A 13,741-nucleotide genomic window follows, 5' to 3' on the forward strand; every position below is an offset into this window, starting at 1 on the left:
AGAAGAGAGCATGCCGGACGGGCAGGGGGATGCCCGCCGCATGTGCAAGGTTAACGAGCGGTCGGGCCCGGCGTTCCGATTAACTCGGCTCCGAAGGGACGGGGGGAAGGCCTTGGCGGACGAGATGAAAAGGCGCGTTGCAAGGCAGCAAAAGCGCCGCTAGAGGAGCGCTCACCCAAGGCGCGGGGCTGTAGCTCAGATGGGAGAGCGCTGCAATCGCACTGCAGAGGTCAGGGGTTCGATTCCCCTCAGCTCCACCAGCCGCGCCGTCCATTTCTTCTTATCGCTGGTAATCACTTCCCAAGGGCGGGACGGTCCTCGCCGTAAGCGCATCACAACAGGCCGAGGTCGTCCGGTCGTATCAGGAAGGCCGTGACGGCGAAGCTGGCGAAGGCGAGCGCCCACGGCCGGTCGGCCAAGCGGTTCGCCAATGTCGCCAGCGTGAAGCGATCAGACCGAAGAAAGGTCCGGATGGGTTTGGCGCGATCGCTGCCTGCGTCCCCGGTCATGCGAACACCGACTGTGTGAAGAACAGCCGATGGACGCTTTCCAGCGTCGCGAACGTCGCAAGGGTCGTCAGCCCCATGATCGCGTAGACCCGTCGCATCAGCCCGTTGGCCTTTGGCCTGGGCGGGGCTGGGCTCTTGCCGTTCTTGAGCCGGCGAGGGGCGCCAGCAGACTTAAGCACCGGCCACCGCCGATGCCGTGCTCGGCGAGACTTGGGCAGGCCCGACGGCGGCACCCACCGTCACGCTGCTCATGACGAGCGCGCCGCACAGGGCGATGAGGGTTGAGCTGACCGAAGCGCGAAACATTGTCTGGCATCCTGTGTGAAGAACTGCACCGTGCAATTCCTTTCACAGCTATCCACAAAGCGTGCCAACCGCGGGAAACTGCCATTTCTCCATCATTAACGGATCAAGGCGGGCCGCGTGTCTTGCAGCCACGGACCAACATTCGGGGCATCTTCCCAACTGCCCTGAGTTCTTGCCTCGGCTGACTGCCTCCTTTCCGTTTCGCCAACTTGCTCTGGCTAAAGCGATCCATTTCGTACCGGCCCAGGATCGCGCCGTCGGGCGAGCGCGATCCCGGCGAGGTTCTGCTGCCGCGGGATCCAGCGCAGTCGCCGGGGCGGCAAAGTTGACGCGGCGGCCAGGAAACGCCCCCGGTGCAGGCGCGCGGCCGGGGTCCGGCACGGCATGGCGCCGCTCGCCTGCCCGATCACGCCTCGGCTGTCTCCCACCAGGTCGAACAGCGGCTCGCCCGAGGCTTGGGCCACCTCCAGCGCGTGGCACAGCGCCAGCCATTCGGCATCACTGCTGCTGCCTACGCCCAGATCGTCGAAGAAGTGGACCTGCCCGCGCACGACCACCGCCGCCTCCATCCTGCCGGGGTTGGGCCGGCAGCCGCCATCGAAGTAGATCTTGAGGGGAGGGCGGCTCATGCGGGATCCTTGACCATGCGGCGGCTTAGCCCGCGCCCACTGACCCGGCCAGCTTCGGTCGGGCTGTTGCGAAAGGCGGGCACCACACCCTATGCCCGCGCCATGTCGCGCTTTCTCCCCCTCGCATCACTGCTGGCGCTCGTCGCCGCGTCCTCGTCCGCCCAAAGTACTGCGGCGGCGAAGGGTCTCAACGTGACGGCATTGACCCCGACCATCCTGCGTATCCCGCTGGCTACGCCGGGACCGTCCGCCGAGAATTCCAGCTGGGCGGTCAGCGCGGCCGTCCGCGCCCAGCGCGCGCCGGTGACCCCAACCGCCGACGGCTTCACGACCGACGCGCTGCAGGTCGCCATCGATCAGAAGACCGGCGCGCTCACCCTCCGCGACCGCTCGAGCAGGACCATCCTCGCCGGCCTCTCGCTCCAGCGCACCGCCGGGCAAACCGTCTTCACCCTGCGCGCGCCGATGCCGGCGGGCGAGCGTTACGTCGGCCTCGGGGACAAGACCGGCGGCCTCGATCGCCGGGGGTCGAGCTTCGTCAACTGGAACACCGACGCGTACGGCTTCGGCACCGCCACCGATCCCATATACAAGTCGATCCCCTTCTTCATCGCCGTCGGCAAGGACGGCGCGGCCTATGGCGTGTTCCTCGACGATCCCCAGCGCAGCTGGTTCGACTTCGGCCACCGGGAGGAGAATGTCCTCACTATCGGCGCGGACGCCGGCCCCGCGGACCTCTACCTCATCGCCGGGCCGACCGTCGCCGACGTGGTCCGCCGCTATACCGACCTCACCGGCAAGGCGCCGCTGCCACCACGCTGGGCGCTCGGCTACCAGCAATCCCGCTACAGCTACATGAGCGAGGCTGAACTGCGCACCGTCGCCGGCCGCCTCCGCTCGGAGCACATCCCGACCGATGTCCTATGGCTGGACATCGATTTTCAGGATCGCAACCGTCCTTTCACCGTCAACCGCACGACTTTCCCGGATATGAAGCGGCTGACCGCCGATCTGGGCAAGGACGGCTTCAAGCTCATCACCATCACCGACCTCCACATCGCCCATGCGCCGAACCAGAGCTATTCGCCCTACGACAGCGGGGTGGCCGGCGATCACTTCCTCAAGAACCCCGACGGCAGCACCTATGTCGCGCCCGTCTGGCCCGGCCCCTCGGTCTTCCCCGATTTCACCCGGGCTTCCACGCGCCGCTGGTGGGGCGACCTGTACCGGCCATTCCTGGACGATGGCGTCGCGGGCTTCTGGAACGACATGAACGAGCCGGCGATCTTCGACACGCCGACCAAGACCATGCCGCTCGACACCCGCCATCGGATCGACAGCGACGACTTCGCAGCCCGCACCGCGACCCATGCCGAGATCCACAACGTCTACGGAATGGAGAACAGCCGGGCGACCTATGAAGGCCTGCTGCGCCTCCGCCCCAATAGTCGTCCCTTCGTCATGACCCGCGCCAGCTACGCCGGTGGGCAGCGCTATGCCGTGACGTGGACGGGGGACAACAGCGCCAGCTGGGATCACCTGCGACTGATGGTCCAGCAACTGCTCAACCTCGGCCTGTCCGGTTTCAGCTGGGCCGGTGCCGACATCGGCGGCTTCACCGGGGGGCCGAGCCCCGAGCTCCTCACCCGCTTCACCCAGATCGGCGCCTTCACGCCCATCTTCCGCAATCATTCCGCCAAGGACACCCCGCGCGTCGAGCCGTGGCTCGACGGACCGCAGCAACTCGCCATTCGCCGCCGCTTCATCGAGGAACGCTATCGGCTGCTGCCGTACTTCTATGCGGTGGCGGAGCAGAACAGCCGCACCGGAGACCCGGTCATGCGCCCGCTGTTCTATGACTTCTCGAAAGCGCTGACCGCACCTTGCGATCAGTCGATGAGCTTCACGGTTGGCCGCGATCTGCTGGTTGCCGCCTCGCCCAAGCCGGAATCGCCGCAGGCCTACGACATCTGCCTGCCCGGCGGCGGCTGGTATGATTACTGGACCGGCAAGCGCGTGCCCGCCGACAAGATCAGCGAAACGCCTGCGCTGGAGCGGCTGCCGGTATTTGTCCGGCCTGGCGCCATCCTGCCGCGACAGCCGCTGACCCAGTCCACCGCCGAGGTGCCGAGCGGCCCGCTCGAGCTGCACGTCTACCCCGGCCCGGACTGCGCGGGCACGCTCTACTGGGACGATGGGACCAGCCTCGACTATCGTCGCCGCGCTTTCCTCCGCCAAGCGATCCGCTGCAGCGCCGACGCCAGTGGTCTCCGCCTGACCTTCGCTCCGCGCGACGGTAGCTACCGCCCGTGGTGGCGGGAGCTGGCCGTCACCGTTCACGGCTGGACCGGCGCGTCGCGGGTCGAAGGCGCCGGCCGGCCGATCGCCGCCACGGCCGACGGGCCAGGGGAGGCGCTTCGGTTCATCCTGCCGGACCAGTCGCGTGGCGGTGAGGTCGTGATCCGCCGCCAGTGACCCCGGCGCTCCCGCCGAGGGTCACGCGCGGCCGGCTGCTTCTGTTCGCCTTCGGGGACTTTGCCTTCAACCTCTACTGGCAGAGCGTCATGCTCTTCCGGTTGTTCTACTACACCGATGCGATCTCGTCGGACTCGATCAGCCGCACCTCGACCTTGCTCAGCCACTGGGACAGCACGGCCGCGGTCATCCACCCGGCGGTCCCTCCGCCCACGATGGTCACGCTTCTGACTGGCTTCACCCGACTGTCCCCATCATCAAGACCGTCGATGTTGCCGATTTTTGGAACCGGTTACAAGCAAGGGCGCTAGTCACCGGGGGTCGCCTCTGCAATGGCCCGAAGCGTTCCGGGCCGGCGTATCCGGTCCTCCTGGGAGCCCGTCATGAGCAAGCTTCGCACGACATTCCTCGTTTCCGCGGCCGCGCTGCTCGGCGCTTGCCAGACTGCGGCGGTATCGCCTGCTCCTTCGGCCCCGGCCCCGGCCCCGGCCCCGGCCCCGGCCTCGGACGATCGCCCGGCCAGCCAGCAGCGCATGTCGGACATCACGCGCACACTCGCCTCCGACGCGTTCGAAGGCCGTTCGATGGGCGGCGTCGGGGAGGAGCGCACGATCGCCTACCTGATCGAGCAGTTCCGTGCCGCGGGGCTGGAGCCGGGCGGCGAGAATGGCGGCTGGACCCAGACCGTGCCGCTGATCCGCACCAAGCTTCAGCAGCCGACCCTGTCGCTGCGCCAAAGCGGAAGCAGCACGCCGCTCCGCTTCCCGCAGGATATCTATGTCAGCACGGTGCGCGACACACCGTCGGCCGCTATCGTCAACGCTCCGGTGGTGTTCGTCGGCTATGGCACCAAGGCGCCGGAACGCGGCTGGGACGACTTCAAGGGCGTCGACCTGAAGGGCAAGGTTGCTCTCTTCCTGGTCAACGATCCCGATTTCGAGGCTGCGGCGGGTGAGCCGGTGGCCGGCAAGTTCGGCGGCAAGACCATGACCTATTACGGCCGCTGGACATACAAGTTCGACGAGGCGGCGCGCCGCGGTGCGGTGGCTGCCCTGATCATCCACGAGACCGAGGGCGCCGGTTACGGCTGGAACGTGGTCGAGAGCGCCGGTGGCGAAAACTTCAACATCGTCCTTCCGCCCGGCGCTCAGCAGCCGGTTCTGCTCCAGGGCTGGATGCAGCGGCCGGTGGCCGAGGCGATGCTCAAGCGGGCGGGCTATGACTATGCCACGCTCAAGACTCAGTCCCGCAAGGCCAGCTTCCGTCCCATTGACCTCAAGACGACCCTGTCGGCCACCGCCAAGGTCGATCTCGCCCACCTCACCAGCCACAATGTCCTCGCCAAGCTCACCGGCAGCCGCTTTCCCGCCGAGACGGTCAGCTACGGCGGTCACTGGGACGCCTATGGCATCGGCGCACCCGATGCGCAGGGCCGCACCATCCGCCCGGGCGCTGCCGACGATGCGCTCGGCCTCGCCGCCATGATCGAGATCGGCCGCAAGTTCACCGCCGGCCCGAGGCCCCAGCGGACGCTGGTGTTCGCCGCCTGGACGGGCGAGGAGCGGGGGCTGCTAGGCTCCGAATACTACGCCCAGCACCCGCTCTATCCGGCCGCGACCATGGCCGCGAACCTGACGCTGGATACTCTGCAATGGGCTGGCGCGACCCGCGACACGGTGCTGGTCGGCAAGGGTCAGAGCGAACTCGACCGCTACCTTGAGGAAGGCGCCCGGGCGCAGGGCCGTTCCGTCACGGAGGAAGGCCATCCGGAACGGGGACTGTTCTACCGTGCCGACCACTTCACCCTCGCCAAGCGCGGCGTGCCCGTGCTGCTCACCATGGCGCTTGCCGGTGCCTACGACTTGCAGGAGGGCGGACGCGCGGCCGGCGAACGCTGGCTCGATGCCTACACCGCGCAATGCTACCACCAGACCTGCGATGCCTGGTCGCCGACCTGGAACTTGGCCGGCGCAGCGCAGGAGGCCGAGCTTTATTACGACATCGGCAAACGCCTCGCGAACAGCCGGTCATGGCCGCAATGGTCGCCGTCGTCCGAGTTCCGCAAGGTGCGGGAAGAGAGCGCCACCGCCCGCCGCTAGGCTGCTGGCGCGCTAGATCCCATCGCCGCCCAGCGCGCGATAGACCTCGACCCCGTTCTGCGCCTGCGCCAGCCGCGCGTTCACCAGGTTGCGCTGCGCCGCGTAGGCCGACCGCTGCGCGTCCAGCGTGGTCAGGAACGGGTCGATGCCTTCGCGGTAGCGGGCGGTTACCAGGGTCAGTGTCTCGTTCGCTGCAGCCACATTGCGCTGGTTGGCGCCGACCCGGTCCACCAGGGTAGAGCGGTCGGCCAGCGCGTCCGCCACCTCGCGAAAGCCTGTCTGGATCGCGCGTTCGTAGGTCGCGACCGCCGCCTGCTGCCGGGCCTGCTGCAGCCGCACATTCGCCCGCGCCGCGCCCCCGTTGAAGATGGAGTAGTTCACCGCCGAGCTGGCGGAGAAGGTCAGCGCTCCGGCGCTGAACAGACTGGTCAGCGCACTGCTCGCCAGCCCCAGCAGTCCCGTCAGGCTGATCCGCGGGAACAGTGCCGCCCGCGCCGCGCCGATCTCGGCATTGGCGGCGCGCAGCTCATATTCGGCCTGAATGATATCCGGCCGGCGCAGCAGGATCCGGCTGTCGAGCCCGGCCGGAAGCTCGGCGATGGTCGGCGCAGCCCGCTCGATCGAGGCCGGCAGCAAACTCGGGTCAACCGGTGCACCCACTAGCAGTTGCAACAGGTTGAGGTCCTGCGCCCGCCGCGCCCGCTGCACGGCCAGGTCGTTGCGGGCGGTCTCCAATATCTGCTCGGCCTGCAACAGGTCGGTCTTGGGCGCCACCCCGCCGCGCCGACGGGCATCGGTCAGCTGGCGGCTGCGCTCGGCAACTCGCACGGTGTCCTCGGCGATGGCGAGCAGGCTCGAATCCGCCGCATAGTTGAGCCAAGTGTTGGCGATATCGCCGATCAGGCTGACTCGCGTCGCCCGCGCAGCCGCACCCGTTGCCAGCAGCCGTTGCTGATCGGCGCGGGTGAGCGACGCCAGTCGGCCGAACAGATCCAGCTCGAAGGTCGGCACCACGCCCAGATTGCCGCCGACCCGCACCCCATGGATGTCGCCATCGGCGTTGCGTCGGGGAGTGGCCTGGATCCCGCCCTGCGCATCGAGGGAGGGCAGCTGGTTCGCGCGGGTGATCCGCACCTGCGCACGCGCCGCCGCGATGTTGGCGGCGGCGATCGCCAGATCGCGGTTGTTGACCAGCGCCTGCGCGATCAGCGTCTGCAGCCGGGCGTCGCGGAACACCGTGTGATGGTCGAAGGCAGGCAGGGCAGGGGCTTCCTGCACATAAGGATCGCCAGTCGGCCAGCTGCCCGGCACCGGAGCGGCGGGCCGCACATAAGCAGGGTCGAGCGATGTGCACCCACTCAGCAGCACCGCACCAGCGGTCATCAACGTCGCAAATCGGTTCATGCCGTGGCCTCTTGCGGGCTGTCGGGCTGCCGCAGCTGCCGCCAGCGCTCGCGCAGCTTGCCCAGCCCTTCCTTTACGCCGGCGCGGACCAGCACAAAGAAGAAGGGGATGTAGAACAATGCCAGCAGGGTCGCGGTCAGCATTCCGCCGATCACCGCCGTGCCGATCGCGATCCGGCTGTTGGCACCGGCGCCGGTGGAGATTGCCAGCGGAAGCACGCCGAAGATAAATGCAAAGCTGGTCATCAGGATTGGACGCAGTCGGATCCGGGCCGCCTCCAGCGCTGCCGTCATCACGTCCTTGCCCGCGCGCTCCGCCTGCTCGGCGAACTCGATCATCAGGATGGCGTTCTTGGCCGCCAATCCCATGGTCGTCAGCAGCCCGATCTGCAGGTAGACGTCGTTTTCCAGCCCGCGCAGGGTTACTGCGATGATCGCGCCGACCAGCCCCAGCGGAATGACCAGCAGCACCGCGACCGGTATCGACCAGCTCTCGTACAGCGCCGCCAGGCACAGAAAGACGACCAGCAGCGACAGTCCGTACAGCAGCGGCGCCTGTCCCGACGACAGCCGCTCCTGATAGGAAGCGCCGGCCCAGGCCACGCTGGTGCCCGGTATCTGAGCCGCCAGCTGCGCCATCCGGTCCATCGCCTCGCCCGAGCTGACGCCGGGCGCGGCCTGGCCCTGGAACTCGGCGGCGGGCACTCCCTGGAAGCGCGACAGGCTCGAAGGGCCGGTGTCCCACGAGGTTGCAGCGAAAGCGGAGAAGGGCGACATCTGCCCGCCTGACCCTCGGACATACCATTGGCTGAGGTCCGACGGGTCCTTGCGATAGGGTGCGTCGCCCTGGACGTAGACCCGCTTGACCCGGCCCTTGTCGATGAAGTCATTAACGTACCGCCCGCCCCAGGCCGTCGCCAGCGTGCTGTTGACGTCCCCCTGGTTGAGCCCGAGTGCGGTCAGCTTCTGCTGGTCGACGTTGATGTCCAGCTGGGCAACTTCGGGCAGGTCGGACAGGCGCACGCCCGTCAGTTTCGGGTCGGCGTTGGCGGCGGCGAGGAGCTGGTCGCGCGCGTCCGCAAAGGCGTCGCGGCTCATCCCGCTCGAATTCTGCAGCTCCATGGTGAAGCCGCTCGACTGGCCAAGTCCGCGGATGGCGCCGGGCACCAGCGCGAACACCTGGGCATCGCGAAATCCGCGGAAAGCGCCCGACGCGCGCGCGACGATCGCGTCCGCGCCATTCTCCTTGCCCTTGCGCTCATCCCAGGGCGCCAGGTTGATATAGCCCTGGCCGGTATTCTGGCCGGTCGCGCCACCGCCGCCACCGCCGCCCGCGACCGTAAAGACGGTCGCGAGGTTCTTGCCCTCATATTTGTTGAGATAATCCTCAATGCCCTTCTGCACTTCCAGCGTCCGCTGCTGGGTCGCGCCGGCGGGCAGGCGGAACTGGATGCTCGCCGCACCCTGGTCCTCGGTCGGGAGGAAGCTCGACGGAAGCCGGAAGAACAGCACCACCAGCACCACGCAAACGATCCCATAGACTCCCAACGCGAGCCACCGCCGCGCGATCACCGCCTTCACCGCCCCTTCGTAGCGGTCGACCCCCCGGCTGAAGGTGCGGTTGAACCAGTCCTGGAAGCGGTGGGTCAGCGCCATGAACCGGTTGGCGTCGTGCCGCTCGGCGGCTTCCTCTTCCGGCTTCTTGCGTGCCTTGAGAAGGGTGGAGGTGATGGCCGGCGACAGGATCAGCGCCACCAGCACCGACAGCACCATGCAGCTGATGATGGTCAGGGAGAATTGCTTGTAGATGACCCCCGTAGAACCGCCGAAGAAAGCCATCGGCAGGAACACCGCCGACAGCACCACCGCGATCGCTACCAGCGCTACCTGGATCTCCTTCATCGATTCGATGGTCGCATCCTTGGGGCTCATCCCCGGATTCTCTTCCATCAGGCGTTCGACATTCTCGACCACCACGATGGCGTCATCGACCAGCAGTCCGATCGCCAGCACCAGTCCGAACAGGGTCAGCGTGTTGATGCTGAAACCAGCCAGGTAGAAAATCGCAAAGGTGCCCAGCAGCACCACCGGCACCGCGATCGCGGGAACCAGCGTCGCCCGCCAGCTCTGCAGGAACACGAACATGACGATCACGACCAGCACGACCGCCTCGAGCAGCGTCTTCACCACCTCGTCGACCGACAGCTTGATGAAGGCCGTCGTGTCGTTGGCGTAGGTATGCTTCAGATTGCTGGGGAAACCGGTCGCCAGCTGGGTCATCCGCGCCTTTACCAGGTCGGCGGTCTTGAGCGCGTCGGCGCCCGGCGCCAGGCTCACCGCCATGCCCGCGCCGGGATGGCCGTTGACGTGGATCACCGCATTGTAGTTCTCGGCACCAAGCTCCACCCGCGCGACATCGGCGATCCGCACGGTCGCACCCGACGGCTGGGTCTTGAGGATGATGTTCTCGAACTGCTCCGGGGTCTGCAGACGGGACTGGGCGGTGACCGTGGCGTTGAGCAGCTGCGACCCGGCGGTGGGAAGGCTGCCCACCTCCCCGGCCGCCACCTCGGTGTTCTGGTTCTGGATGGCGGCGATCACGTCCTGCGGCATCAGCGACACCGCCGCCAGGCGCGCCGGATTGAGCCAGATGCGCATGGCGCGGGGGCTTCCGAACACGTTGACGTCGCCCACACCCGGAATGCGCGAAAGCGGGTCCTGAATGTTGGACGTCAAATAGTCGGACACGTCGATGTTGGTCAGCCGGTTGGTCGGATCGTAGACCGCGACAATCAACAAAAAGTCGGCGTTCGATTTGGTGACCCGGATGCCCTGCTGCTGGACCTGCTGGGGCAGTCGGCTGACCGCCTGCTGGACCTGGTTCTGGACCTGCACCTGCGCAGTGTCGGGATTGGTCCCCTTGGCAAAAGTGGCCGAGATGCTGACCGACCCGCGCGAGCTTGAGGTGGAAGAGAAATACAGCAGCCCATCGAGGCCGGTCAGCTGCTGCTCGATAATCTGGGTGACGCTGTTCTCGACCGTCTGGGCGTTGGCGCCAGGGTAGGTCGCGCGGATGTTGACCTGGGGCGGGGCGACGTCCGGATATTGCGCGACCGGCAGAAGGGTAATGCAGCCGATGCCGGCCAGCATGACGATGATCGCCAGCACCCAGGCGAAGATCGGCCGGTTGATGAACAGCCTGGACATGCCCTAGCGGCCGCCCCCCGCGCCGCCACGCCCGCCGGCAGCGCCGCCGCCACCCTGACCAGGCGGGCGCGGTGCAATCTTCTGGGGCGTGCTTGCCGCCACCGGTTTCAGCGGCGCGCCTTCGCGCAGGTTGGCGAGCCCTTGCGTGATGATCCGGTCGCCGGGGTTCAGTCCGCCGGTCACCACCCAGCTGCTCGCGTAGGTCCGCTCGGCCTTGACGCTCCGCCGCACGGCCTTGTTGCCGGGTCCGACGATAAAGACGAACGCCTCGCCGCCAAGCTCGCGCTGAAGCGCCTGCTGCGGCACCAGGATGGCGTTCGGGGTCACCGCCTGAATGAAGCTGGCCTGGACGAACATGCCCGGCAACAGCGTGCCCTGCGGATTGGGGAAACGCGCCCGTAAGGTCACCGTGCCGGTCGCTTCGTTGACCATCATTTCGCTGAACTGGACGGTGCCGGTGTAGCCATAGTCGCTGCCGTCCTCGAGCTTCAGGCGCACTTGCGTGCTGCCGGGGGTCGCGCCGCCGGTCGCAAGCGCGCGCTTCAAGGTGGTCAGCGCCGCGCTCGATTGCTGGATATCGACATAGATGGGGTCGACCTTCTGGATCACCGCCAGCGGATCGGCCTGGCTGTTGCTGACCAGCGCACCTTGCGTGAACAGACTGCGTCCGATCCTGCCGCTGATCGGCGCCCGGATGGTGGTGAAGTTGAGGTTGATCCGCGCCGTCTGGAGCGCGGCCTGGTTCTGCCGGACCTGCGCCGCCGCTTGCCGCGCCTGCGCCGCCGCGTCGGTATAATCCTGCTGGCTGACTGCCTCGATCTGCGCCAGCGGTTTGTACCGCGCCGCGCGCGCCCGGGCCGCGTCGGCCGCCGCCTCGGCGTTGGCGACATTGGCCTGCTGCTGATTGGCCGCAGCCCGGTAAAGCCGCGCGTCGATCTGGTAGAGCGGCTGTCCCTGCCGGACGAAACTGCCTTCGGTGAACAACCGGCGCTGCACCAGCCCGGTCACCTGCGGCCGCACTTCCGACGTCTCGAACGCGACCGTGCGCCCGCCAAGCTCGTTCACGACCGGCACATTCTCGGCCTGGACGACCACAAAACCAACTTCCTTCGGCCCGCCGCCCGGCCCGCCAGGACCGCCGCGCCCACCCGCGCCACCGGCCTGCCGGGACGCATTGCCGCAGCCAGCCAGCGCCGCGCTAAACATCAGCAAGCACGCCAGCGCTGCCGTTGGGGTCGGGTGGCCCGCCACCTTGACCGAAAGCCGCAGCGGCCGTGCCGTCATTCGTTCATTCATGGAGAAGATCGTACCGGAAGGGGAGGGGGCACTTGGGCGTCAGCCCCTCGTCCGCCAACCTGCGGATCGGCGGACGGGCGGCGACGCTCGACGAAGGGCTACGCAGTCGAGCGCCCCGCTTCAAGTTCGCTTGCGCGACAAAGTTCCACAGGTGGACCTTGGTCCAGCCATGAACCTTTTGTCACACGGCGGGCGCATTCTCCCGCACCCTCAGCGTCGCCAAGGCAGCCAGCACCAGCGTCCCGGCCGCGAACGCCATGGTCCAAATCGGCTGCCCGGGGAAGAACGCCTTCATGATCGAACCCATTACCGTCGCCACCAGCAGCTGCGGCACCACCACGAACACGTTGAACAGCCCCATGTAGATGCCAAGCTTCCGCTGCGGCAGGCTGGAGGCGAGGATCGCATAGGGCATGGCGAGCAATGACGCCCATGCTATGCCGATCCCTATCTGGGCGAAAATAAGCTGGTTCGGCGTTCTCAGGATGAAAAGGCTGGCAAACCCCGCTGCGCCGCAAAGCAGCCCGAAGACGTGAGTCCGCACCTTTCCAATTTTGCGCGACAGAAATGGTAAAAGGGTCAGAGCCGCGACAGCAGCGATGCCATTATAAACCGCCGAAAGAACGCCGACCCAGTTTCCCGCATCCTGGAAGGCCTTGCTGTTGCTGTCCGTCGTGTCGAAGAAATATTGGGCGACCACCGGTGTCGTGAATGTCCACATGATAAACAGCGCCGACCAGGTGAAGAACTGCACCAGTGCCAGCTTCTTCATGACCGGAGGCATGCCGGAAAAGTCACCAACGATGCTGGCGAGCATCCCTGCACTGCGGCCCTGTCGGACCAGGCCGATCGCCAAAGCGCTGAGCATGCCATAACCGGCCAGAAGAGCGCCCAGGAGGTAGACTTCTTTTTGTAGCGCAAATTCACGGGTGCCGAAGATCACCACTGCTCCTGCCGCAATCCAGCCCAAACACCAGCCGAAGCTGCGGCTCGCAAGGAGGCGCACCGTGTCCTCGCCGCCCTCGTGTCCAACCGGCTCGCCGAACTCTCGCAGTTCGTCGGGCGAATATTCCCGCGTGCTCAACACGGTCCAGATCACCGCCACCAGTAGTGCTGCACCGCCTGTCCAAAAGCTCCACTGCACCGTCGGCGGCACTCCGCCTCCGGGCGCCTCGTTCGCGACGCCCAGGTGCTCGAGCAGGTAGGGAAAGATTGACCCCGCCACTGCCCCGGCCCCGATGAAGGCGGTCTGCACGGCATAGCCGGCAGTATGCTGATCCTTTCTGAGTACGTCGCCAACGAACGCCCGGAAGGGCTCCATCGAGATGTTGAGGCTCGCATCCAACGTCCACAACAGCAGGCCAGCCATCAGCAGAATATGGCTGAAGGGCATCAGGACAAGGCTCAGTGCGGCGAGCAAGGCACCTCCCACGAAATAGGGTCGACGCCGCCCGAACCTGCCCAGCCAAGTGCGGTCGGAAAGGAAACCAATGATCGGCTGAACCAGCAGGCCGGTCAGCGGCGCCGCGACCCACAAGGCCGGCAATTCCTCGACCTTCGCGCCCAGCGACTGGAAAACCCGGCTCATATTCGCGTTCTGCAGCGCGAAGCCGATCTGGATGCCGAAAAAGCCGAACGACAAGTTCCACAGCCCCGCCCAGTTCAGCCGCGGCTTCTCCGTCATACCCGTCATCTGATCCACCGACGCTTTCCTCCCGCCATTCTTCTGTCATACGCTGGCCAAGAAGCGCGCCACTGCCAAGGGCGCAGGTGAGTTGTGCATTGCAGCAGCATAGGTATTCACAGGTGACAGGAAG

General features: G+C 66.7%; 11 protein-coding genes and 1 tRNA gene. 3 read left to right on the forward strand and 9 right to left on the reverse strand.

Annotated elements, in window-relative coordinates; all coding sequences use genetic code 11:
• Nucleotides 1–184 precede the first annotated feature (184 nt).
• Nucleotides 185–260, forward strand: a tRNA-Ala gene (locus M8312_RS14295).
• Between the two features lie 72 nt (nucleotides 261–332).
• On the opposite strand, the gene M8312_RS14300 is transcribed toward M8312_RS14295, so the two are convergent.
• The 4 genes from M8312_RS14300 to M8312_RS14310 all read right to left on the reverse strand — a co-directional run bounded on the left by M8312_RS14300 (nucleotide 333) and on the right by M8312_RS14310 (nucleotide 1,444).
• The gene (locus tag M8312_RS14300) at nucleotides 333–509 is read right to left on the reverse strand and encodes a hypothetical protein (protein WP_250118352.1); all 177 of its coding nucleotides are present in this window, start codon (nucleotides 507–509) and stop codon (nucleotides 333–335) included.
• Nucleotides 506–688, reverse strand: coding sequence for a hypothetical protein (locus tag M8312_RS14305; RefSeq protein WP_250118353.1), 183 nt, complete (start codon nucleotides 686–688; stop codon nucleotides 506–508). The genes M8312_RS14300 and M8312_RS14305 overlap by 4 nt, the downstream gene beginning before the upstream one ends.
• Entirely contained in the window at nucleotides 681–815 is a 135-nt protein-coding gene (locus tag M8312_RS14470; RefSeq protein WP_284070184.1) for a hypothetical protein, read from the reverse strand. The genes M8312_RS14305 and M8312_RS14470 overlap by 8 nt, the downstream gene beginning before the upstream one ends.
• Nucleotides 816–1,033: 218 nt before the next feature.
• Complete coding sequence (locus tag M8312_RS14310; RefSeq protein WP_250118354.1) at nucleotides 1,034–1,444, reverse strand: reverse transcriptase-like protein; 411 nt, start codon at nucleotides 1,442–1,444, stop codon at nucleotides 1,034–1,036.
• A 15-nt stretch (nucleotides 1,445–1,459) separates the two neighbouring features.
• Between M8312_RS14310 and M8312_RS14315 the strand changes: the two genes are divergently transcribed.
• On the forward strand, nucleotides 1,460–3,919 hold the full coding sequence (locus tag M8312_RS14315) for a glycoside hydrolase family 31 protein (RefSeq protein ID WP_250118355.1): 2,460 nt from the start codon (nucleotides 1,460–1,462) through the stop codon (nucleotides 3,917–3,919).
• Between the two features lie 109 nt (nucleotides 3,920–4,028).
• Here the strand turns inward: M8312_RS14315 and M8312_RS14320 are convergent, their stop codons facing one another.
• Nucleotides 4,029–4,142: a tryptophan 7-halogenase gene (locus M8312_RS14320; RefSeq protein ID WP_250118356.1), complete on the reverse strand. Its 114-nt coding sequence runs from the start codon at nucleotides 4,140–4,142 to the stop codon at nucleotides 4,029–4,031.
• 160 nt (nucleotides 4,143–4,302) lie between these two features.
• On the opposite strand from M8312_RS14320, the gene M8312_RS14325 reads away from it, so the two are divergent.
• Nucleotides 4,303–6,018 carry a M28 family metallopeptidase gene (locus M8312_RS14325; RefSeq protein ID WP_250118357.1) on the forward strand — a complete coding sequence of 572 codons (1,716 nt, stop codon included), beginning with the start codon at nucleotides 4,303–4,305 and terminating at the stop codon, nucleotides 6,016–6,018.
• Nucleotides 6,019–6,030: 12 nt separating this feature from the next.
• Here M8312_RS14325 and M8312_RS14330 read toward each other — a convergent pair whose 3' ends face one another.
• From M8312_RS14330 to M8312_RS14345, 4 genes are all read right to left on the reverse strand, one after another.
• Nucleotides 6,031–7,422: an efflux transporter outer membrane subunit gene (locus M8312_RS14330; protein ID WP_250118358.1), complete on the reverse strand. Its 1,392-nt coding sequence runs from the start codon at nucleotides 7,420–7,422 to the stop codon at nucleotides 6,031–6,033.
• On the reverse strand, nucleotides 7,419–10,628 hold the full coding sequence (locus M8312_RS14335) for an efflux RND transporter permease subunit (protein ID WP_250118359.1): 3,210 nt from the start codon (nucleotides 10,626–10,628) through the stop codon (nucleotides 7,419–7,421). Before M8312_RS14335 ends, M8312_RS14330 begins: the two co-directional genes overlap by 4 nt.
• Before the next feature lie 3 nt (nucleotides 10,629–10,631).
• The gene (locus M8312_RS14340; RefSeq protein ID WP_250118360.1) at nucleotides 10,632–11,912 is read right to left on the reverse strand and encodes an efflux RND transporter periplasmic adaptor subunit; all 1,281 of its coding nucleotides are present in this window, start codon (nucleotides 11,910–11,912) and stop codon (nucleotides 10,632–10,634) included.
• A gap of 193 nt (nucleotides 11,913–12,105) precedes the next feature.
• Nucleotides 12,106–13,617, reverse strand: coding sequence for an MFS transporter (locus M8312_RS14345; RefSeq protein WP_250119794.1), 1,512 nt, complete (start codon nucleotides 13,615–13,617; stop codon nucleotides 12,106–12,108).
• Nucleotides 13,618–13,741: the final 124 nt, after the last annotated feature.

This window comes from Sphingomonas sp. KRR8, from assembly GCF_023559245.1.
Taxonomy (GTDB): domain Bacteria; phylum Pseudomonadota; class Alphaproteobacteria; order Sphingomonadales; family Sphingomonadaceae; genus Sphingomicrobium.